Here is a 19,228-nt window from a genome sequence, read left to right as displayed (position 1 = left end):
GACGATCGCGGGCGCGGTGCGGCGTCGGCGGTGCCCGCGTGTGTCACCATCGGTCGGTGAGCTACGTCGTCGATCCGCGTGTCGATGCCTACATCGACGCTCTCCCGACCTGGCAGCAGGCGATCTGCCGTCAGGTGCGCGAGGTCGTCCACGCCATCGATCCGGCGGTCGAGGAGACGGTGAAGCGCCGGGTGCAGCCGTATTTCGTGCTCGACGGCAATATCTGCGCGCTGCTGGCCGCGAAGACGCACGTCAACATCTTCCTCTACGACGGCGCCATCGTGCCCGACCCCGACCACATCATCACCGGTGGGCACGACAACAAGACCGCGCGCACGGTCGCGGTCTACGAAGGGCAGACGCTCAACGAACGCGCGCTGCGCACCATGCTGCAGCAGATCGTGGCCGACAACCGGGCGGGCGGCTGGCGCAAGATCAAGAAGGACCGCGGCGAGCTCTAGCCGGCGGCGGGGGAGATACCGGCCCGTTCGCTCCAGACCTGTTCGGCGGGCACCGACACGGTGGTGCGTTCCGGATAGCTCAGCGCCGACAGCGCGCCACCGAAGACGGCGCCGGTGTCCAGGCACAGCGTGTTGTTGACCCAGCGCAGCGTGGTCGCGGGGGTGTGGCCGTAGGCGACCGTGGCGGCGCCGCGATAGTCCTCGGCCCAGTCGTAGCGCACCGGCAGGCCGTGCGCGTCGACCTCGCCGGTCGGGGCACCGTAGATCGCGAAGGCGCGGGCGCGCCCGGACCCGCTGCCGTGCAGGCTCTCCGGCAGACCGGCGTGCGCGACCACCAGGCGGCCGCCGTCGAGCAGATAGTGGCCGGGCAGCTCGCACAGGAAATCCTGTGCGGCGGAACGGAATTCCGGTTCCTCGTCGGCCAGCTGGGCCAGCGAGCGTTCCAGTCCGTGGGCGACGCGGACCGCGCGGCCGTCGAGGGCGCGGATGAGCTTGAACTCGTGGTTGCCCATCACGCACAGTGCCCGCCCGGCGGCAGACATGCCCATGACCAGGCGCAGGACACCGGGAGTGTCGGGGCCGCGGTCGACCAGGTCGCCGACGAACACCGCGGTGCGCCCGTCGGGATGCACGGCGTCGACCGCGCGGCCCGCCGCGTCGCGCGCGATCTCGTAGCCGAGGGCGCCGAGCAGGGACTCGAGTTCGCTCCGGCAGCCGTGTACGTCGCCGATCACGTCGAACGGCCCGGTCAGGTCACGGCGATCGCGGGGGAGAGGGTCGGGGCGGCGGGGCTCGGTCATCGTCGCTCCATCGTGGCCCGGACCCCGACGCCGCCGCAAGCGGGTTCACCGCGCGGTGGGCACTCCCGGCTCGGGCCAGACCCAGTTCGCCACCACGGGGATGTCCTCGCCGTGCTCCCTGGTCCAGGTGCGCGCGATCAGCCGGGCGTCGACCATCTCCGCGCGCAGCCCGGCCGCGCGTTCACGCAGGCCGGGGACGCGGTCGATCACGTCGATGACCAGGTGGAACCGGTCCAGGTCGTTGAGCATCACCATGTCGAACGGGGTGGTGGTCGTGCCCTTCTCCTTGTAGCCACGCACGTGCAGTTCGGCGTGGTTGGTGCGGCGGTAGGTGAGCCGGTGCACCAGCCACGGGTAGCCGTGGAAGGCGAAGATCACCGGGCGGTCGCGGGTGAACAGCGTGTCGAAGGTCGCATCGGGCAGGCCGTGCGGATGCTCGCCCGCGGGCAGCAGGCGCATCAGGTCGACCACATTGATCACCCGGATCCGCAAGTCGGGCAGGCGATCCCGCAGGATCGCGGCGGCGGCCAGGATCTCCAGGGTGGGGATGTCGCCCGCACAGGCCAGCACCACGTCCGGCACCGTGCCGGGATCGTCGTTGTGGCCCGCCCACGGCCAGATGCCCACTCCGCGCGCGCAGTGCAGCGCGGCCTCGTCCACCGAGAGCCAGTCGGGCCCCGGCTGTTTGCCCGCGACCACGACGTTGGCGTAGTGCAGCGAGCGCAGGCAGTGGTCGTAGGTGGACAGCAGGGTGTTGGCGTCCGGTGGCAGGTACACCCGCACGATCTCGGGACTCTTGTTGGCGACCACGTCGAGGAAGCCGGGGTCCTGGTGGGTGAAACCGTTGTGGTCCTGGCGCCAGACATGGGAGGTGAGCAGGTAGTTCAGGCTGGGGATGCGGCGGCGCCACGGCACGGCCAGACTCGCGTCGAGCCATTTGGCGTGCTGGTTGAACATGGCGTCGACGATGTGGATGAACGCCTCGTAGCAGGTGAACACGCCGTGGCGGCCGGTCAGCAGATAGCCCTCGAGCAGGCCCTGGCACAGGTGCTCGGAGAGCACCTCGAGCGCGCGGCCGGTGGGGCTCAGCGCCACGTCCCAGCGGCCGACCTCGGCCTGCCAGTCGCGACCGGTCACCTCCAGGATGTCCTGCAGGCGGTTACTGGCCAGTTCGTCGGGGGCCATGGTCAGGAAGTTGTGCGGATTGCGCGCGGTGACATCGCGCAGCCAGCCGCCGAGCACCCGGGTGGCCTCGTGCACACCCTGGCCGGGCTGTTCGACGCGGACGCCGTACTCGCGCCAGTCCGGCAGGTCCAGCGCGCGCACCAGCAGGCCGCCGTTGGCCACCGGGTTCAGGCTCATCGGCGCCTCGGGGACCTGGTCGAGCACGATCGCGCGGGGGCGGCCGTGCTCGTCGAACAGCTCGTCGGGGCGGTAGGAACGCAGCCACTGCTCGAGGACCTCGCGGTGCCGGGCGTCGGTGCGGGCGGCGGGCAGCGGCACCTGGTGGGCGCGGAAGGTGCCCTCGACACGTTCGCCGTCGACCACCGGCGGGCAGGTCCAGCCCTTCGGGGTGTGCAGCACGATCATCGGCCAGCGTGGGCGGGTGGTGTCGCCGTGCTCGCGGGCGGCGCGCTGGAAACCGGCGACGCGGTCGAGGCAGGTGTCCAGGGCGGTGGCCATGGCCTGGTGGACGGGGGCGGGATCGTCACCGGAGACGATCAGCGGCTCGTAGCCGTAGCCGCGCAGCAGTTCGACCAGCTCGCTCTCGGGGATGCGGGCCAGGATGGTCGGGTTGGCGATCTTGTACTCGTTGAGCGCCAGGATCGGGATCACCGCGCCGTCGCGGGCGGCGTTGAGGAATTTGTTCGCGTGCCAGCTGGCCGCGAGCGGGCCGGTCTCGGCCTCGCCGTCACCGATCACGCAGAACACGGTGAGATCGGGATTGTCCAGGGCCGCGCCGTAGGCGTGCAGCAGGCTGTAGCCCAGTTCGCCGCCCTCGTGGAACGAGCCGGGCGTCTCGGGCGCGCAGTGGCTGGGCACCCCGCCGGGGAAGGAGAACTGGTGGAACAGCCTGCCCATGCCCTGGATGTCGCGGGGGATGTCGGGATACAGCACGGTGTAGGCGTCCTCGAGCCAGGCGCACGCGTTCGGCCCCGGACCGCCGTGACCGGGCCCCGCGACGAACACCGCGTCGAGCCCGCGCCGCCGGATCTGCCGATTCGCGTGCGCCCACACCAGATTCAGGCCCGGCACCGTGCCGAAATGCCCGAGCAGACGTGGCTTGATGTCGGTGGGTTCGAGCGGTGTGCGCAGCAGCGGGTTGCGCATCAGATAGATCTGGCCGACCGCCAGATAGTTCGCCGCGCGCCACCACGCGTCCACCGCGACCAGCTCGTCACGGTCCAGGGGACCCGGCGCGTCGCCGAGCACATACGGCGTCGGGGCGACGGTCTCGCCCTCACCGCCGTCCACATTGTCGGCCGCGGTATCGATATCGCTGGTCTGGCTCATCGCGGGGCTCTCCTCGCGCTCGGCTGTGCCGCAGCGCCGTGCGCGCCGCCGGGGGACCTGCCGGATGACGCGGCGACCCTGCGCGGCACCCGGGTGGAGAAACGCAGCACCGAGCCTACCGCCGTGCCGGGTCGGCGCGCCGTACGCGCGGTCTATTACTGTGCGGGCCATGCATTCTCTCGGCAGGATCATCGGCATCGGACTCGTCGCGGCGGCCGCGGTCACCACCGCGGCCTGCGGCTCGGACTCGGAGTCGACCGGCTCGGCGCAGACCAGCGTCACCGCGGGCGGCACGCAGAGCAAGGGCCGTGAGTGCACGGCCGAGGACGTGAAGGTCGAGGGCGGCTACGGCGACGCCCCGCAGATCACCATCCCCGACGACTGCGATCCGCCCAAGACGCTGATCATCAAGGACCTCGTGCCCGGTAACGGGGCGGGCGCGGTGGCCGGACAGCCGCTGACCATGAACTACGCGCTGGTCACCTGGTCGGACAAGCAGACCCTCGACAGCTCGTTCCAGCGCGGCAAGCCCTTCCAGCTGACGCTGGGCGCGGGTCAGGTCATCGAGGGCTGGGACCAGGGTCTGCTCGGTGTGCAGCAGGGTGCGCGCCGGCTGCTGATCGTGCCGCCGGACCTCGGCTACGGCGCGGGCGGCAACGGCGTCCCGCCGAACGAGACGCTGGTCTTCGTCACCGACGCGGTGCAGGTCGGGCGCTAGCGCGCCGGTCGGGCAACCGCCGATTGCACGACCGCGAGGGCGGTCAACTACCCTGGTCGGGATGCGTACGCCGCACCCGGTCCGGGAGCGACGTCCCATGCGGGGACACCACTGAACTACGAACCAAGGAGCATGTCCGTGAAGAGCACCGTCGAGCAGCTGAGCCCGACCCGGGTCCGGATCAACGTCGAGGTGCCCTTCGAGGAGCTGAAGCCCGACTTCGACAAGGCCTACAAGGCGCTGGCCCAGCAGGTCCGCATCCCCGGCTTCCGTCCCGGCAAGGCCCCGGCCAAGCTGATCGAGACCCGCGTCGGCCGTGGCGCCGTGCTCGAGCAGGTCGTCAACGACGCGCTGCCGGGCCGCTATGCCGAGGCCGTGCAGACCGCCGAGGTGAAGGTCATCGGCCAGCCCGAGATCGAGATCACCAAGATCGAGGACGGCGAAGAGCTGGCGTTCACCGCCGAGGTCGACGTGCGCCCCGAGATCACCCTGCCCGACTACTCGGGCATCGAGGTGAGTGTCGATTCCTACACCATCGACGACGCCGACATCGAGCAGCAGCTCACCTCGCTGCGTCAGCGCTTCGGCACCCTGACCGGTGTCGAGCGCGCCGTGCAGGACGGCGACTTCGTCTCGATCGACCTCTCGGCCACCGTCGACGGCGAAGACGTCCCCGAGGCGGCCACCACCGGCCTGTCGCACGAGGTCGGTTCGGGTCAGCTGATCGAGGGCCTGGACGAGGCCGTCACCGGTCTGAAGGCAGGCGAGTCCAAGGAGTTCACCTCCACCCTGGTCGCCGGTGAGCACGCGGGCAAGGAAGCCGTCATCACCGTGACCGTGCAGTCGGTCAAGGAGCGCGAGCTGCCCGAGGCCGACGACGAGTTCGCCCAGCTGGCCAGCGAATTCGACACCATCGACGAGCTCAAGGAAGACCTGAAGGGCCGCGTCGAGCGCGTCAAGAAGGTCGAGCAGGCCGGTCAGATCCGCGACAAGGTGCTCGAGACCCTGCTCGAGACCGTCGAGGTGCCGCTGCCCGAGGCCGTGGTCAAGGCCGAGGTCGACGCGGTGCTGCACGACGCCGTGCACGGCTTCGACCACGACGAGGCCAAGCTGGCCGAGGCGCTCGAGGCGCAGGGCTCTTCCCGCGAGGAGTTCGACAAGGACACTCAGGAAGCCGCCGAGAAGTCGGTGAAGACCCAGCTGCTGCTCGACGCCATCGCCGAGGCCGAGAACACCCAGGTCGGCCAGCAGGAGCTGACCGAGCGCATCCTGTTCCAGGCCCAGCGTTACGGCATGTCGCCGGAGCAGTTCATCCAGCAGGTGCAGCAGGCGGGCCAGCTCGGCGCGGTCTTCGCCGACGTGCGCCGCGGCAAGGCGCTGGCCGGTGTGGTGACCCAGGTGAAGGTCACCGACTCCGAGGGCAACACCGTCGACACCGCCGAGATGTTCGGCGACGCCGACGATTCCGCCGAGGCCGTCGAGGCGGCTGCCGAATAAGTCTGTAAGGCGTGATTTGATTGCGCTGTGAGCGAAGAAGGGCGGTACCGGGAGTTCGGTGCCGCCCTGCTTCGTTAGTGTTTGTGACGACGAACCGTTGGGCCGTTAGCAATCGGTGAGAAGAGAAGGCAGGTATCCGTGACAATCAACCAGGCAGGGGTCATGACAGCCGCTACTGCTGGTCTCAACCTCAGTGATTCCGTGTACGAGCGGCTGCTGCGCGAGCGCATCATCTTCCTGGGCACCCAGGTCGACGACGAGATCGCGAACAAGATCTGCGCCCAGATCCTGCTGCTCTCGGCCGAGGACCCGACCAAGGACATCGCCCTCTACATCAACTCGCCCGGTGGCTCGGTCACCGCGGGCATGGCGATCTACGACACCATGCAGTTCGCCGAGTGCGACATCAAGACCGTCGCGATGGGTCTGGCCGCCTCGATGGGACAGTTCCTGCTCACCGCGGGCACCCCCGGCAAGCGTTTCGCGCTGCCGCACACCCGGATCATGATGCACCAGCCGTCGGCGGGTATCGGTGGGTCGGCCGCCGACATCGCGATCATGGCCGAGCAGTTCGCGCACACCAAGCGCGAGCTCAACGAGCTGCAGGCGCAGCACACCGGCAAGTCCGTCGAGCAGGTCACCGAGGACGCGGACCGCGACCGCTGGTTCACGGCGAAGGAAGCCCTGGAGTACGGCTTCATCGACCACGTGGTCGCCCACGCGAACCAGGCGAAGTAGCGCCACCGCGCCCCACCCACTCGAGACAAGCTTGGAGACAAAGATGGCCAATCTGATCGACCCGCGCGGCCTCGGTGGCGCTGCCGCCGCGAATCCGCAGTCGCGCTACATCCTGCCGCAGTTCACCGAGCAGACGTCGTTCGGTATCAAGACCTCGGACCCGTACAACAAACTGTTCGAGGAGCGCATCATCTTCCTGGGCAACCAGGTCGACGACGTCTCGGCCAACGACATCATGGCGCAGCTGCTGGTGCTGGAGTCCCAGGACCCCGACCGCGACATCACCATGTACATCAACTCGCCCGGTGGCTCGTTCACCGCGCTGATGGCGATCTACGACACCATGCAGTACGTGCGCCCCGACGTGGTGACCGTCTGCCTCGGCCAGGCCGCCTCGGCCGCCGCGGTGCTGCTGGCCGCGGGCGCCCCCGGCAAGCGCGCCGCGCTGCCCAACGCCCGCGTGCTGATCCACCAGCCGTCCTCGGGCGGGGTGCAGGGTCAGGTGTCCGACCTCGAGATCGCCGCGGCCGAGATCGAGCGGATGCGCCGCCTGATGGAGGTGACCCTCGCGCGCCACACCGGCAAGTCCGAGGAGCAGATCCGCAAGGACACCGACCGCGACAAGATCCTCACCGCCGAAGAGGCCAAGGACTACGGCATCGTGGACCAGGTCTTCGACTACCGGAAGCTCAGCGGTCAGAAGTGACACGCCCGGGCCCGTCGCCGTATGTGGGCGGCGGGCCCACCTTTTTCCCGCGGGTCGGCTCACAATGGTGAGAACCCGCACAACAGCGAACAGAAACATGCGCGAGTTGTCGACCTCATTCGCGCACAGCAGGTACGGTCGACTCAGGGACCACTGCTCTGATTGACGGCACCGAAAACGAACTTTTTGGCCCAATCGGGGGACGACGGTCGCACTCGGACAAGGAAGTAGGGACCTACGAGATGGCGCGCATCGGAGACGGCGGCGATCTGCTCAAGTGCTCGTTCTGCGGAAAGAGCCAGAAGCAGGTCAAGAAGCTCATTGCGGGCCCCGGGGTCTATATCTGCGACGAGTGCATCGATCTCTGCAACGAGATCATCGAGGAGGAGCTCGCCGAGTCGAGCGAGGTCAAGCTCGACGAGCTGCCCAAGCCCTCGGAGATCCGGGACTTCCTGGAGAACTACGTCATCGGCCAGGACACGGCCAAGCGCACACTGGCGGTGGCGGTCTACAACCACTACAAGCGCATCCAGGCCGGCGACAAGGGCCGCGACAGCCGCGGCGAGACCGTCGAGCTGGCCAAGTCGAACATCCTGATGCTCGGCCCCACCGGCTGCGGTAAGACCTACCTCGCGCAGACGCTGGCCAAGATGCTGAACGTGCCGTTCGCCATCGCCGACGCCACCGCGCTCACCGAGGCGGGCTATGTGGGCGAGGATGTCGAGAACATCCTGCTCAAGCTCATCCAGGCCGCCGACTACGACGTCAAGCGCGCCGAGACCGGCATCATCTACATCGACGAGGTCGACAAGATCGCCCGCAAGAGCGAGAACCCGTCGATCACCCGTGACGTCTCCGGCGAGGGCGTGCAGCAGGCGTTGCTGAAGATTCTGGAAGGCACCCAGGCGAGTGTGCCGCCGCAGGGCGGTCGCAAGCACCCGCACCAGGAGTTCATCCAGATCGACACCACCAATGTGCTGTTCATCGTGGCGGGCGCGTTCGCGGGCCTGGAGAAGATCATCTCCGACCGCACCGGCCACCGCGGGATCGGCTTCGGCGCCGAGGTCCGCTCCAAGGTGGAGGTCGACACCGACGACCACTTCGCCGACGTGATGCCCGAGGACCTGATCAAGTTCGGCCTGATCCCCGAGTTCATCGGCCGCCTGCCGGTCGTCGCCTCGGTGACCAACCTGGACAAGGACTCGCTGGTCAAGATCCTGTCGGAGCCGAAGAACGCGCTGGTCAAGCAGTATGTGCGGCTCTTCGAGATGGACGGGGTCGACCTCGAGTTCACCGATGACGCGCTCGAGGCCATCGCCGATCAGGCGATCCTGCGCGGCACCGGCGCCCGCGGCCTGCGCGCCATCCTCGAAGAGGTGCTGCAGCTGGCGATGTTCGACATCCCCAGCCGCGACGATGTCGCCAAGGTGGTCGTGAACGCCGACACCGTCAACGACAACGTCCTGCCCACCATCGTGCCGCGCAAGGCGCAGCGCACAGAGCGTCGCGAGAAGTCCGCCTAGGACCCGTCCGCGAAAACGTCACAGGGCTCGTGCTCCGGCAGTTCGCCGGGCACGAGCCCTGTTCGTTGTGACCGTCAGTTCTCGCGGAACGCGGGGGCGGCCGCGAGCAGATCCTCCGCGTCGTCGGCCGGGATCTCGGCCGAGGCGCGGGCGATGGCGGTGCTGTAGCGGGCGCTGGCGGCGTTGTGGATCATCAGCGCCACACCGATCATCACCGGGGCCACGCCGTGCACGGCCGCGTCGTAGAGGTTGCCCTCGCTGAGGTGGGGATAGGTGTTGAGGGCGATGGTGAGGGTGAGCAGGAACAGCTCGGCGATCAGGACCTGGTTGCGGTTGCCCACCACGCCCCATTCGGAGACGCGGGTGGTGCCGACCATGATGATGATCAGGCAGACGCTGATCATCGCCTCCAGGCCGAAGCTGGCCCAGTAGAGCGGGTCACCGGGGCCGCCGGGGGCGATGTTGTGCTGGACGTTCACCGCCGACCACAGCATGCCCGCGATCACCACGCCCGACAGCGCGCGCAGCGACCAGGTGCGGTGCCGGTAGAGCGAGGCCAGCCGGGCGCGCGGGTCGGATTCGCGGCGCTGCGCGGCGATCGCCTTGCGGGCCAGCATCAGATCCGCCATCTCGGCGCGCTCGAGCTCGGCATTGGTGTCGCGCAGCCGGTCGGCGTGGGTGGAGGCCGCCTTGATCTGCTTCCAGCGCTGATCGCGCTCGTAGGTGCGGATCTTCTCGGCCAGCTCGCGCTCGGCACGCAGCTCGTCCTCGGACAGCGCGTCGGTCAGAGCCGGGTCGGATTGGTAGGCGATGCGGCGTCTGGCCCGTTCCACCCGTTCCGGTAGGGCGACGACCTGGTCGTCGAGCGGGTGTTCCTCGCGCATCGCAACTCCACTAAGCAAAGGGTTCGCCGGGTCGCGTCATTCTTAGCGCATCGCGCGGCGGAGCACACATCCGCGGGCCGTGTCGCGCGACCCGCGCCGGGTGGGAAACCCTGTGGCGCACAACTGTGTAGCTGTCGGGTGGGCACTCGCCGGGGATACGGTGACGACCGGTGGTGGCCGGTCGCGCCCGGGGTCGAGGAGCGTCGTCGATCCTCCTGGTTCGCCGTTGAACCTTGATCCCGTGAAGTGCTTCTGCTGGTGTGTCGTCTCAGACGGACGGGGTGTTACGCAGGTCACCTTTCGTCCGTTTGGTCCGTCTTGCAGGGCGTTCACCCATTACGACGGGCCGACCGCGCAAAACTCATCGGCGTATCCTCGCGGTGTGTCGGACTGGTGCTGCCGATCTCGTGCTGTTTACTCGGTCCGTCAATCAGATGTTCGAGTGACGAGTGGAAGCGGAGGAGACATGGCACTGCCTACGATGACCGCCGAACAGCGCACCGAGGCGTTGGCCAAAGCGGCTGCCGTGCGCAAGGCGCGCTCGGAACTGATCGGCAAGGTGAAGGAGGGCAAGGTCACCGTCGCCGATCTGCTCAAGAAAGCCGACAGCGATGATCTGGTCAAGAAGACCAAGGTCGCTGCCGTGATCAAGGCGCTGCCGGGCGTCGGCCCGGTGAAGGCGGCCAAGCTGATGGACCAGGCCGAGATCCCCGAGGATCGCCGCATCGGTGGCCTCGGTGCCCGGCAGCGCGCGGCGCTGCTCGACGCGCTCGAGGCCTGAGCCCGGTGTACTCCGACGCCCGTGGCACATCTCCCACGGGCGTCGGGACGGCTCGCCGTCAGACGCAATAGGTCAGCAGGAAATCATTGATACGCAGGCGCCAGCCCGGTTGCAGCTCGATCGGGAGGGTGCCCACCCGGGACCATCGTTCGCTGTCGGGGGCGGCGAAGAAGGTGCCCGAGGTCGCGGGGGCTTCGCGGACGAACACCTTGCCACGGTCGGGGGCGACGAAGGCATGGACCCGCGAGACGAGCCGGTCGCGCTCGATCAGGATCGGTGTCGCGGCGGCGCTGCGCACCGAATCGTCGCCGGAGGGATTGCGGCCGAGGACATAGGGGCGATCCAGCGGATAGCTGAGACCGTCCTCGGTGACCAGCGCGCCGCGCGGGCTGCTCGCCTTGCTCAGGGCCACCGGTTCGGCGCGGTCGGCGGTGCGCATTGCCTGGGACCAGGCCAGCGGTGCCGCGGTCGCCGGGGAATTGCGGGGGCCGGTGCTGACGGTGACGCCCTCGCCGGTGCCGGATCGGGTGCCCGCGCTCACCGTCGCGCTGTCGGGGCTGCCTCCCTCGGCGTGGCCCGAGGGAGCCTGCGGTGCGGGGAAACCCGAGGTGGCGGGCAGCGAGTCGGCGGTAGTGGGGCCGGACGGGGCGCGCAGGGCCTGGAAGCCGGTGGCCTCGGTCGGTGCGGGTTCGTCGATCGCGTCGACCCGGCGCGGGGCCGGATTGCGTTTGCGGCCCAGGGTGAGCACGAAGCCGTTGCCGTTGACGATGCCCGCGCGCAGGTCGGTGCGCGGGTTGGCGCTGGTGGGGTCGGCCATCTCGGCGCCGATGGCGATCCGGCGCACGGGTTCGCGGATGATCTCGTCGACCCAGGTGAAGGCGCGATCGCCCGCGAGGCGGCGGTTGCCCTCGGCGCCGGAGATCTCCGCGATCACCGCGCCGCGCAACAGGATCAGCGTCCCGTCGCCGGTGGGCGCGAGGACGCCGAACGGTGGTGGTGCCGAGGCCCCGCCGAAGACGACCCCGGCCAGGCGCTGGGCCAGCGCGGCGCCGGGTGCCGAGGCGGCGGTGCTGTGGGCGACGGTCTCGACCGCGCCGAGCAGACGATCGGTGGACGGGGTCTCCCCGGCCAGATAGAGGACGACGTCCCCGAAACGGGCGACGATCCCGGTCCCCGGCACGATGGCCACGGTGGACGAATGCGCATGCATCAACGCCTCCTTGTCGGACTGGCTGTAGCCAGCATAGGTGGATCGACCGGGCCGCGCGGCTGCTGAACGATCCGCGAACATTGTTCGTACCAAACGGCGTTCGGTGTCGACGTATGATCGGGCGCATGAATGCCGCACCCGTCAGTCGCCGGGCTCGTCCGGCGAAAGCACCGCTGAGTCGCGAGGTCGTGATCGACGCCGGTCTGCGCATCCTCGACACCGCCGGTCTGGCCGCGCTCACCATGCGCCGCGTCGCCAGGGAACTCGACACCGGCGCCGCGTCGCTCTATGTCTACGTCGCCAATCGCGACGATCTGATGACCGGCATGCTCGACCAGGTGCTGTCCACCGTGCCCGAGCCCGCCGACGGGGACTGGCGCGACCGGCTCACCGCCTTGGTCGAGAAGACCATCGACGCGCTCGGCAGGCACGAGGGACTGGCCCTGGTCGCCTTCGGCCGCCTGCCGACCACCGGCCACGCGCTCGGTGTGATCGAGCAGATGCTGGCGCTGCTGCGCGAAGGTGGCCTCGACCCGGCCACCGCGGCCTGGGCGGTCGATCTGATCCACCTGCACATCACCGCCGAGGCGGTCGATCAGGCGCAGGACGAAGGGGTCGCGGCCGGTGAGATCACCCGGCGCCTGGCCGAGCTCCCCGCCGACCGGTTCCCGACCATCGTCGCGCTGCGGGAACACCTGCTCGACGACGACGCCGGAACCCGCGCCCGCTGGGCCCTTCGCGCCCTGCTCAACGGCGTGCTCGCGACCCCGGTGCCCGCGCGATGACCGGCCCCGCCGCGCAGACCGCCGCGCGCAGCGAGCCGGTGGGCGGTCCGGTCCGGCTCGCCACCGCCGCCGAGATCGTTCAGCTACAGGAGATCGAGCGCCGCGCGGGCGCGCCGTTCGCCGAGATCGGCATGACGGCCGTGGCCGAGGACGAGCCACCCGCCGCCGAAACGCTGGCCGAGTTCGTCGCCGCCGGACGCGCCTGGGTCTGGCCCGACGCGACCGGCCTGCCGATCGGCTACCTGGTGCTGAGCCTGGTCGACGGCCAGCCCCACATCGACCAGGTCTCCGTCGACCCCGCCCACGCGGGCCTGCGCATCGGCAAACGCCTGATCGACCACGCGGTCACCTGGGCCAGGGCCCGCGGCCTGCGCGAACTCACCCTGACCACGTTCACCCAGGTCCCGTGGAACGGCCCGTACTACGAGCGCCTCGGCTTCACCTACATCCCGGCCGCCGACGAGCCCCCGGAACTGCGCGCCATCCGCGCCGCCGAATCCGCCCACGGCCTGGACGAATGGCCGCGGGCGTCGATGCGCGCCGACCTGCGCAACTGGTCGCCGGGCTGACCGAGCCCGCGAGCCGGCCCTGCCCGCCGACGCCCCGCTGAGCCGGCTACCCGTTGCGGGCTTCGGCGTGCCTGGCGAGGGCGGCCTCGGCGGCGGGGAGGGCGGCGGCGCGGTCGGCGGGGACCAGGCCGATCCGGGTGCGGCGGTCGAGGAGGTCGTCGACGGTGAGGGCTGCCTCGTGGGTGACGGCGAAGTCGAACTCGGCGGCGGTGACGTCCAGGCCGGGGGCGACCGGTTCGCGCAGGGCCGGGTCGGCGAGCCAGGCCGAGACGATCAGGCTCGCTTCGCTGCCGTAGCGCTCGATCAGCACCGGGGGTGCGTCGATGCGGTCGCGGGCCGCGCCGGAGACCGCGCCGACCAGCGGCAGCGCGGTGGTGCGGCAGTTCGCGGCGGGCAGGTGCGCGGCGGAGACCGCGGCGTCGACGGCGTCCTGGGCCATCTGCCGGTAGGTGGTGAGCTTGCCGCCGACCACGGTGATCAGGCCGTCGGGGGAGGTCAGGACCGCGTGCTCGCGGGAGATGTCGGCGGTGCTGTCCTCGGCGGTCTTCAGCAGCGGGCGCAGACCGGCGAAGCGGCCGCTGATATCGGCGCGGGTGAGCGGTTCGCGCAGGGCGGTGTTGATCGTGTCGAGCAGGAAGTCGATCTCGGCCTCGGTGGGCTGGGGTTCGTCGGGGATCGGGCCGGGGGCGTCCTCGTCGGTCAGGCCCAGGTAGACGCGGCCGTGCGCGGCGGGCAGCGCGAAGACGAACCGGCTGATGCTGCCCGGCACGGGCACGGTCAGCGCCGCGCTCAACCCGCCGAAAGCCGCGGCGTCGAACACCAGGTGGGTGCCGCGGCTGGGCCGCAGTTCGATGCTGTGGTCGACCTCGCCCGCCCACACGCCGGTCGCGTTGATCACCGCCCGCGCGCGCACGGTCAGCGTCTCGCCGCCGATCGTGTCGCGCAGGACGACCGTGTCGCCGGTCGCGGTGACGGCTTCGACCCTGGTCAGCACGGTGGCGCCCTGGGCGGCGGCCGTGCGGGCCAGCGCGACGACCAGGCGGGCGTCGTCGACGAGCTGTCCGTCCCATGCCTGCAGGCCGCCGCGCAGACCCTCGCGGCGCACGGTCGGGGCCAGCCGCAGCGCCTCGGCGGCGGCGACCCGGCGGGAGCGGGGCAGGGTGTCGGCGGAGGTGCGCGCGGCGATCCGCAGTGCGTCACCGGCGGCGAAACCGGCCCGGATCAGCGAACTCTGCGCGGTCTTGATGCCCGGCAGCAGCGGCACGAGCTGGGGGAGGGGACGCACCAGGTGCGGGGCGGTGGTGCGCAGCAGGATGCCGCGCTCGACGGCGCTCTCGTGCGCGATGCCCACGCGCCCGCTCGCCAGATAGCGCAGGCCGCCGTGCACCAGCTTCGAGCTCCACCGGCTGGTGCCGAAGGCGAAGTCGTGGCGTTCCACCAGCAGGGTGCGCAGGCCGCGCGCGGCGGCGTCGAGGGCGACACCGGCACCGGTGACGCCCGCGCCGATCACCACCACATCGACCTCGGGGTGATCGCCGAGGGCGGTCAGGTCGGCGGTGCGGCGGGCGGCGTCGAGGGCGGGGTGGGAATCAGGAGTCATCACAGTCCTTGTCGCGTGGCGGGGTCAGGTAACCCTCGATCGCCCTCGACAACTCGGCGTCGAACTCCGCACCGGCCAGCAGCGGCGCCACCGTGCCCGCCGACTGCACCGCCGACTGGGCCATGAGCAGCAGCATGGCCGCCATCTGCTCGGCGTCGCCGTCGCGGATGGACCCGTCGTCGTGGCCGAGCCGGATCGCGGTGGCGAACAGCTCGATCAGCGTGCGCTGATTGCGGCCCAGCCTGCCGAACACATAGGTCAGCATGAGGTCGGTGTCGGTGCGGAAGATCTTGGCGAACACCGCGTTCGACCGCACCGCGGCCGCCCCGTCGACGATGCCGCGCACCAGCCGGTCGCGGCCGAGGCCGCTGTCGGGCATGGTCCCGGCGACGATCGTGCGCAGCTCGCGCACGAGCAGTTCGGCGATCAGCGACCCGGTGTCGGGCCAGCGGCGGTAGACCGTCGGCCTGCTGACCCCGGCCCGGCGCGCGACCTCGGTGAGCGTGGTGCGCCGCACCCCGAAATCGACGACGCAGGCCCGGGTGGCATCCAGAATCGCCATGTCGGTGGGCGAGAGCTGCTCGTCAGCGTGGGTCGCGAGGTCGATCATCGTGCTTCACCGCCGGTGGGTTCGACGGCGCCGGGGTGAGGCGCCGTGGTCGAGCTGGAACGCCCAAGGGTATCGAGCGGGCCAGCGGGGTTGCCGCCGTGAAACGGCGGCAGTGACATCCGACAGAGTTCGGACGCCGACTCGAGGACATATCGTTGTGGTTACTGCTTGACATCTTATGTCATTATGTAACGCATGGTCGAGACGCAAGAGGAAAAGTCCGGTCCCGCGACCGCGGCGCCGAGCATGGTGTGGGACGCCTGGGGCGTCCCCGCAGGACACCAGCCCCTGTCCCCGCAGATTCGTGGCCTGCTCGCGCAGGTCTTCGGCATCTCCGGTGAACCGGCGCCGCGGCGTAGCGAGGCCGAGGTGCCGCTGCGCGCGAGCGCGCTCACCGCGGCCGACCGGACCGGTCTGAGCGCCATCGTCGGTGACGAACATCTCACCACCGACGACCTGATCCGGCTGCGGCACGCGGGCGGCAAGAGCACCCCGGATCTGCTGCGCCGCCGGGCATCCGGACCGCAGGATGCCCCCGACGCCGTCGTCTACCCCGCCGACCACGCGCAGGTGCTCGCGCTGCTGCGCTACTGCGCCGAGCGCGCCGTCGCGGTCGTCCCGTTCGGCGGTGGCACCAGCGTCGTCGGCGGGGTCGACCCGGTGCGCGGGCAGTTCGGCTCGGTCGTCGCGATCGACCTGCGCAGGCTCGACACCCTCACCGACGTGGACCCCGTCGCGGGCACCGCGACCCTGGGCGCCGGGCTCACCGGTCCGCAGGCCGAGCAGCTGCTGGCCCGGCACGGACTCTCGCTGGGGCACTTCCCGCAGAGCTTCGAGTTCGCGAGCATCGGCGGGTTCGCCGCGACCCGCTCCTCCGGGCAGGCGTCGGCCGGTTACGGCCGCTTCGACGACATGGTCCAGCGCCTCCTCGTCGCGACCCCGCAGGGCGCCCTCGACCTGGGCCGCGCCCCCGCCTCGGCGGCCGGACCGGACCTGCGGGAGCTGTTCGTCGGCTCCGAGGGCACCCTCGGCATCATCACCTCGGTCACCCTGCGGGTGCACCCGGTGCCCGTGACCACCGCCTATCAGGCCTGGTCGTTCCCCGATTTCGGCACCGGCGCCGCGGCCCTGCGCGCCGTGGTGCAGGCCGGTGCGGCCCCGACGGTGCTGCGCCTGTCCGACGAGGCCGAGACCGGCCTGAACCTGGCCCGCTCGAGCGATGTCGGTGGCACGCCGGTGGCGGGCTGCCTGGCCATCACCACCTACGAGGGCACCGAAGCCCACGTCGCAGCCCGCTCGCGCGAGGCCGCCGACCTGCTCACCGCCGCCGGTGGCACCGCGCTCGGCGAGGCGGCCGCCGAACAGTGGGAGCACGGCCGTTTCGCCGCGCCGTACCTGCGTGACGCCCTGCTCGACCTCGGCGTGCTGTGCGAGACCCTCGAGACCGCCACCACCTGGTCGAACCTGGACAACCTCAAGACCAAGGTCACCGGCGCGCTCACCGACGCGCTCGGCGCGCAGGGCACCCCCGCCCTGGTCATGTGCCACATCTCGCACACCTACCCGACCGGCGCCTCGCTGTACTTCACCGTCGTCGCCAAGCAGCTCGACGACCCGCTCGCGCAGTGGGCCGAGGCCAAGCGCGCCGCCGGTGACGCGATCGTCGTCGCCGGCGGCACCATCACCCACCACCACGCCGTCGGCGCCGACCACCGGCCGTGGATGACCGCCGAGGTCGGCGAGCTGGGCGTGCGCGTACTGCGCGCGGTGAAACGCGAACTCGACCCCGCCGGGGTGCTCAATCCTGGAAAGCTGGTCCCGTGAACGAACATTCGGTGCGGCGCGTGCTCGTCGTGACCAATCCGCACTCCGGGATCGGCCGCGGCGAGGGTGTCGCGGGCGCGGTGCTCGACGGCCTGCTCGGCCACGGGGTCGCGGTGACCGAGGTGCGCGAGGACAGCGCCGCCGAATCCGTCGAGCGGGTGCGCGCGGCGGTGTCGTCGGTGAGCGAACGTCCCGACGCGGTGGTCTGCGTCGGCGGCGACGGGCTGATGAACGCGCTGCTGCCCGCGCTCGCGCACAGCAGCGTGCCGCTCGCGCTCGTGCCCGCAGGCACCGGCAACGACCTGGCCAGGGAGCTCGGCATCCCCGTCGACGACCCGCACGCGGCCACCGAGATCGTGCTGCGCGGCCGCTCGCGCGCCATCGACCTGGGCCGCATCGAATCCCTGCACGAGACGCCCACCTGGTTCGCCACCGTCGTCGGCACCGGCTTCGACGCGCGGGTCACCCTGCGCGCCAACCAGATGCGCTACCCGCGCGGGCGGCTGCGCTACACCGTCGCCGCGGCCGCCGAACTGCTGCGCGGCTACACCCTGCCGTTCCGGATCGAGCTGTCCGGCCTCGCACCGGACGCGCTCGACAATCCGCCGGGCACCCACACCGTCGTCGAGGTGGACGCGGTGATGGCCCCGATCGGCAACACCCGTACCTACGGCGGCGGCATGCTCGTGTGTCCCGAGGCGCTCGACGACGACGGCTATCTCGACATCACCGTGGTCGGCGCGGTCTCGCGGCTCGCGATGGCCCGGCTGCTGCCCGCGCTGTCGGCGGGCAAGCGGATCGACCATCCCGCGACCAAGCGCTACCGGGCCCGCCGGATCACCGTCACCGCGCCCGACGGCTACGCCACCGCCGACGGCGAGCCCGCGGGCATGCTGCCGGTCACCGTGCAGGCCATGCCGGGCGCGCTCACGGTCATGGTGCCCTGAGGTCTCGCCGGCGCGTCCGGCTCAGGCCGCGTCGAAGACGATGCGCGTCACGGCGCTGAGCGTCGGCCGGTCGATGATCACCACCGAGCCCCCGGCCAGCGGGGTGGCATCGCCGGTCGCCGGGGCGCCGGTGCGCGCGCCGAGTTCGCGCATCAGCCGTTCCCAGCGGCGGCAGTGGCCACGGAACGCCAGGCCGTTGACCCGGCGTCCCCGGGTCACTTGACCGTGCCTGGCCTGCGGCGCGGGCACATCGATGAGCACCATGTGCAGCTCGCGTCGCCCGTGTGCCGCCCAGCGGGTGATCAGCCTGCGGCTCCAGCCGAAGGTGGCGCAGTCGTGCACGGCGACCGGGCCGTCGGTGCCGCGCAGCGCGTCGCGGATCGCGCGGTAGTGCGCCACGTGCACCAGCGGCCGCCACAGCGCGTACGGCACCGATCCCAGCCGGTGCCGGAGCCGGTTGCGGGAATGGTGGGAGTCGAGCACCAGCGCGCCCGCCGCCGAACGCACCGGGCCCTCGGCGTCCGGACCGGCCGCGAAGAAGCGGTGGAGCGCGGTGGATTTGCCCGCGCCGGGCACCCCGGCGAAGACGAGCACGCTGGCGGCGGGGTAGCGCAGCTCGTCGACCTCGCCCGCCCGGAGATCGAGGAGGGCCACCGGGGCGACGGTGCGGGACGGCTGGTGCCGCGACGCCGGAGCGGCGGCGGAATCGAGCGGAGGTGTCACCCTCTCCAGGTTCCGCTGAAACGGACAATTCGGCAATCGGGGACGACCCTGAATTTTCGCCGGAGGAGGTTGTCCGCCAACACTTTCCGCGTGTCGCACGGTGCGTCGATGGGACGAATCCCAACACCGCGCCGGGAAACTGAGAATTGCCTATGGATTCGGCTTACGGTGTCGAAACGTCGGTAGGGTCGACAGCAGTAGACGGAATCTTCGGTGTCCCTCATCCACCGAAGGTTCCGTCTCTGTTTTTGGAGCGCTGGCGCGCTCGAGTTCGCGCCCTTTGGGCGGTCCCGTCGATCAGGCACCGTGGCTTGCTCCTTCGTCGCGTACGCCACGGC

The 19,228-nt window shown here is 70.6% G+C and carries 17 protein-coding genes and 1 pseudogene; 11 read left to right on the top strand and 7 right to left on the bottom strand.

Going from position 1 to position 19,228, the window contains the following annotated elements; translation table 11 throughout:
• The first annotated feature begins 56 nt into the window (after window positions 1–56).
• Complete coding sequence (locus ACWEMY_RS18720; RefSeq protein ID WP_375936680.1) at window positions 57–461, top strand: DUF1801 domain-containing protein; 405 nt, start codon at window positions 57–59, stop codon at window positions 459–461.
• A gap of 26 nt (window positions 462–487) precedes the next feature.
• On the opposite strand, the pseudogene ACWEMY_RS18715 reads toward ACWEMY_RS18720, so the two are convergent.
• Window positions 488–1,225: pseudogene (locus ACWEMY_RS18715) on the bottom strand (metallophosphoesterase); the annotation flags it as partial.
• An 81-nt stretch (window positions 1,226–1,306) separates the two neighbouring features.
• Complete coding sequence (locus tag ACWEMY_RS18710) at window positions 1,307–3,775, bottom strand: phosphoketolase family protein (RefSeq protein ID WP_452391039.1); 2,469 nt, start codon at window positions 3,773–3,775, stop codon at window positions 1,307–1,309.
• Between the two features lie 169 nt (window positions 3,776–3,944).
• Here ACWEMY_RS18710 and ACWEMY_RS18705 point away from each other — a divergent pair, with 169 nt between their 5' ends.
• From ACWEMY_RS18705 to clpX, 5 genes are all read left to right on the top strand, one after another.
• Complete coding sequence (locus ACWEMY_RS18705; protein WP_375936671.1) at window positions 3,945–4,493, top strand: FKBP-type peptidyl-prolyl cis-trans isomerase; 549 nt, start codon at window positions 3,945–3,947, stop codon at window positions 4,491–4,493.
• 138 nt (window positions 4,494–4,631) lie between these two features.
• Complete coding sequence (gene tig, locus ACWEMY_RS18700) at window positions 4,632–5,990, top strand: trigger factor (RefSeq protein ID WP_452391038.1); 1,359 nt, start codon at window positions 4,632–4,634, stop codon at window positions 5,988–5,990.
• Between the two features lie 162 nt (window positions 5,991–6,152).
• Window positions 6,153–6,728: an ATP-dependent Clp protease proteolytic subunit gene (locus ACWEMY_RS18695; protein ID WP_452391037.1), complete on the top strand. Its 576-nt coding sequence runs from the start codon at window positions 6,153–6,155 to the stop codon at window positions 6,726–6,728.
• A 43-nt stretch (window positions 6,729–6,771) separates the two neighbouring features.
• Complete coding sequence (locus ACWEMY_RS18690; RefSeq protein WP_452391036.1) at window positions 6,772–7,434, top strand: ATP-dependent Clp protease proteolytic subunit; 663 nt, start codon at window positions 6,772–6,774, stop codon at window positions 7,432–7,434.
• A 242-nt stretch (window positions 7,435–7,676) separates the two neighbouring features.
• On the top strand, window positions 7,677–8,957 hold the full coding sequence (gene clpX / locus ACWEMY_RS18685) for an ATP-dependent Clp protease ATP-binding subunit ClpX (RefSeq protein WP_452391035.1): 1,281 nt from the start codon (window positions 7,677–7,679) through the stop codon (window positions 8,955–8,957).
• Between the two features lie 74 nt (window positions 8,958–9,031).
• Here clpX and ACWEMY_RS18680 read toward each other — a convergent pair whose 3' ends face one another.
• The gene (locus ACWEMY_RS18680) at window positions 9,032–9,841 is read right to left on the bottom strand and encodes a hypothetical protein (protein ID WP_375936660.1); all 810 of its coding nucleotides are present in this window, start codon (window positions 9,839–9,841) and stop codon (window positions 9,032–9,034) included.
• A 466-nt stretch (window positions 9,842–10,307) separates the two neighbouring features.
• On the opposite strand from ACWEMY_RS18680, the gene mihF reads away from it, so the two are divergent.
• Window positions 10,308–10,622 (top strand): integration host factor, actinobacterial type, encoded by a 315-nt coding sequence (mihF, locus tag ACWEMY_RS18675; RefSeq protein ID WP_019045768.1) that lies wholly within the window; start codon window positions 10,308–10,310, stop codon window positions 10,620–10,622.
• Window positions 10,623–10,680: 58 nt separating this feature from the next.
• On the opposite strand, the gene ACWEMY_RS18670 is transcribed toward mihF, so the two are convergent.
• Window positions 10,681–11,832 (bottom strand): hypothetical protein, encoded by a 1,152-nt coding sequence (locus tag ACWEMY_RS18670; protein WP_452391034.1) that lies wholly within the window; start codon window positions 11,830–11,832, stop codon window positions 10,681–10,683.
• A 125-nt stretch (window positions 11,833–11,957) separates the two neighbouring features.
• On the opposite strand from ACWEMY_RS18670, the gene ACWEMY_RS18665 reads away from it, so the two are divergent.
• Window positions 11,958–12,617, top strand: coding sequence for a TetR/AcrR family transcriptional regulator (locus tag ACWEMY_RS18665; protein ID WP_452391033.1), 660 nt, complete (start codon window positions 11,958–11,960; stop codon window positions 12,615–12,617).
• Window positions 12,614–13,186 carry a GNAT family N-acetyltransferase gene (locus tag ACWEMY_RS18660; protein ID WP_452391032.1) on the top strand — a complete coding sequence of 191 codons (573 nt, stop codon included), beginning with the start codon at window positions 12,614–12,616 and terminating at the stop codon, window positions 13,184–13,186. The genes ACWEMY_RS18665 and ACWEMY_RS18660 overlap by 4 nt, the downstream gene beginning before the upstream one ends.
• Window positions 13,187–13,232: 46 nt before the next feature.
• Here the strand turns inward: ACWEMY_RS18660 and ACWEMY_RS18655 are convergent, their stop codons facing one another.
• The gene (locus tag ACWEMY_RS18655) at window positions 13,233–14,786 is read right to left on the bottom strand and encodes an FAD-dependent oxidoreductase (protein WP_452391031.1); all 1,554 of its coding nucleotides are present in this window, start codon (window positions 14,784–14,786) and stop codon (window positions 13,233–13,235) included.
• Entirely contained in the window at window positions 14,776–15,396 is a 621-nt protein-coding gene (locus ACWEMY_RS18650) for a TetR/AcrR family transcriptional regulator (RefSeq protein WP_375936646.1), read from the bottom strand. Before ACWEMY_RS18650 ends, ACWEMY_RS18655 begins: the two co-directional genes overlap by 11 nt.
• A 195-nt stretch (window positions 15,397–15,591) precedes the next feature.
• Between ACWEMY_RS18650 and ACWEMY_RS18645 the strand changes: the two genes are divergently transcribed.
• Both ACWEMY_RS18645 and ACWEMY_RS18640 read left to right on the top strand, forming a co-directional pair.
• A complete protein-coding gene (locus ACWEMY_RS18645; RefSeq protein ID WP_452391030.1) occupies window positions 15,592–17,220 on the top strand; it encodes an FAD-binding oxidoreductase in 1,629 nt (542 codons plus the stop codon).
• Window positions 17,217–18,167, top strand: a complete 951-nt coding sequence (locus tag ACWEMY_RS18640; RefSeq protein ID WP_452391029.1) for a diacylglycerol kinase family protein — start codon at window positions 17,217–17,219, stop codon at window positions 18,165–18,167. The genes ACWEMY_RS18645 and ACWEMY_RS18640 overlap by 4 nt, the downstream gene beginning before the upstream one ends.
• A 21-nt stretch (window positions 18,168–18,188) precedes the next feature.
• On the opposite strand, the gene ACWEMY_RS18635 is transcribed toward ACWEMY_RS18640, so the two are convergent.
• A complete protein-coding gene (locus ACWEMY_RS18635) occupies window positions 18,189–18,890 on the bottom strand; it encodes an AAA family ATPase (protein ID WP_375936637.1) in 702 nt (233 codons plus the stop codon).
• Window positions 18,891–19,228: the final 338 nt, after the last annotated feature.

The sequence above is a fragment of the Nocardia sp. NPDC004415 genome, assembly GCF_053602435.1.
Note: the sequence above shows the minus strand (reverse complement) of the source record. Positions and strands in the feature narration are given on the sequence as shown.

What these genes read in the sequence shown, in the direction of transcription:
- ACWEMY_RS18710 (WP_452391039.1), bottom strand. Translation starts at nt 3,775, where the DNA reads ATGAGCCAGACCAGCGATATCGATACCGCGGCCGACAATGTGGACGGC.
- ACWEMY_RS18705 (WP_375936671.1), top strand. Translation starts at nt 3,945, where the DNA reads ATGCATTCTCTCGGCAGGATCATCGGCATCGGACTCGTCGCGGCGGCC.
- ACWEMY_RS18695 (WP_452391037.1), top strand. Translation starts at nt 6,153, where the DNA reads ATGACAGCCGCTACTGCTGGTCTCAACCTCAGTGATTCCGTGTACGAG.
- ACWEMY_RS18690 (WP_452391036.1), top strand. Translation starts at nt 6,772, where the DNA reads ATGGCCAATCTGATCGACCCGCGCGGCCTCGGTGGCGCTGCCGCCGCG.
- clpX (WP_452391035.1), top strand. Translation starts at nt 7,677, where the DNA reads ATGGCGCGCATCGGAGACGGCGGCGATCTGCTCAAGTGCTCGTTCTGC.
- ACWEMY_RS18680 (WP_375936660.1), bottom strand. Translation starts at nt 9,841, where the DNA reads ATGCGCGAGGAACACCCGCTCGACGACCAGGTCGTCGCCCTACCGGAA.
- mihF (WP_019045768.1), top strand. Translation starts at nt 10,308, where the DNA reads ATGGCACTGCCTACGATGACCGCCGAACAGCGCACCGAGGCGTTGGCC.
- ACWEMY_RS18670 (WP_452391034.1), bottom strand. Translation starts at nt 11,832, where the DNA reads ATGCATGCGCATTCGTCCACCGTGGCCATCGTGCCGGGGACCGGGATC.
- ACWEMY_RS18665 (WP_452391033.1), top strand. Translation starts at nt 11,958, where the DNA reads ATGAATGCCGCACCCGTCAGTCGCCGGGCTCGTCCGGCGAAAGCACCG.
- ACWEMY_RS18660 (WP_452391032.1), top strand. Translation starts at nt 12,614, where the DNA reads ATGACCGGCCCCGCCGCGCAGACCGCCGCGCGCAGCGAGCCGGTGGGC.
- ACWEMY_RS18655 (WP_452391031.1), bottom strand. Translation starts at nt 14,786, where the DNA reads ATGACTCCTGATTCCCACCCCGCCCTCGACGCCGCCCGCCGCACCGCC.
- ACWEMY_RS18650 (WP_375936646.1), bottom strand. Translation starts at nt 15,396, where the DNA reads ATGATCGACCTCGCGACCCACGCTGACGAGCAGCTCTCGCCCACCGAC.
- ACWEMY_RS18645 (WP_452391030.1), top strand. Translation starts at nt 15,592, where the DNA reads ATGGTCGAGACGCAAGAGGAAAAGTCCGGTCCCGCGACCGCGGCGCCG.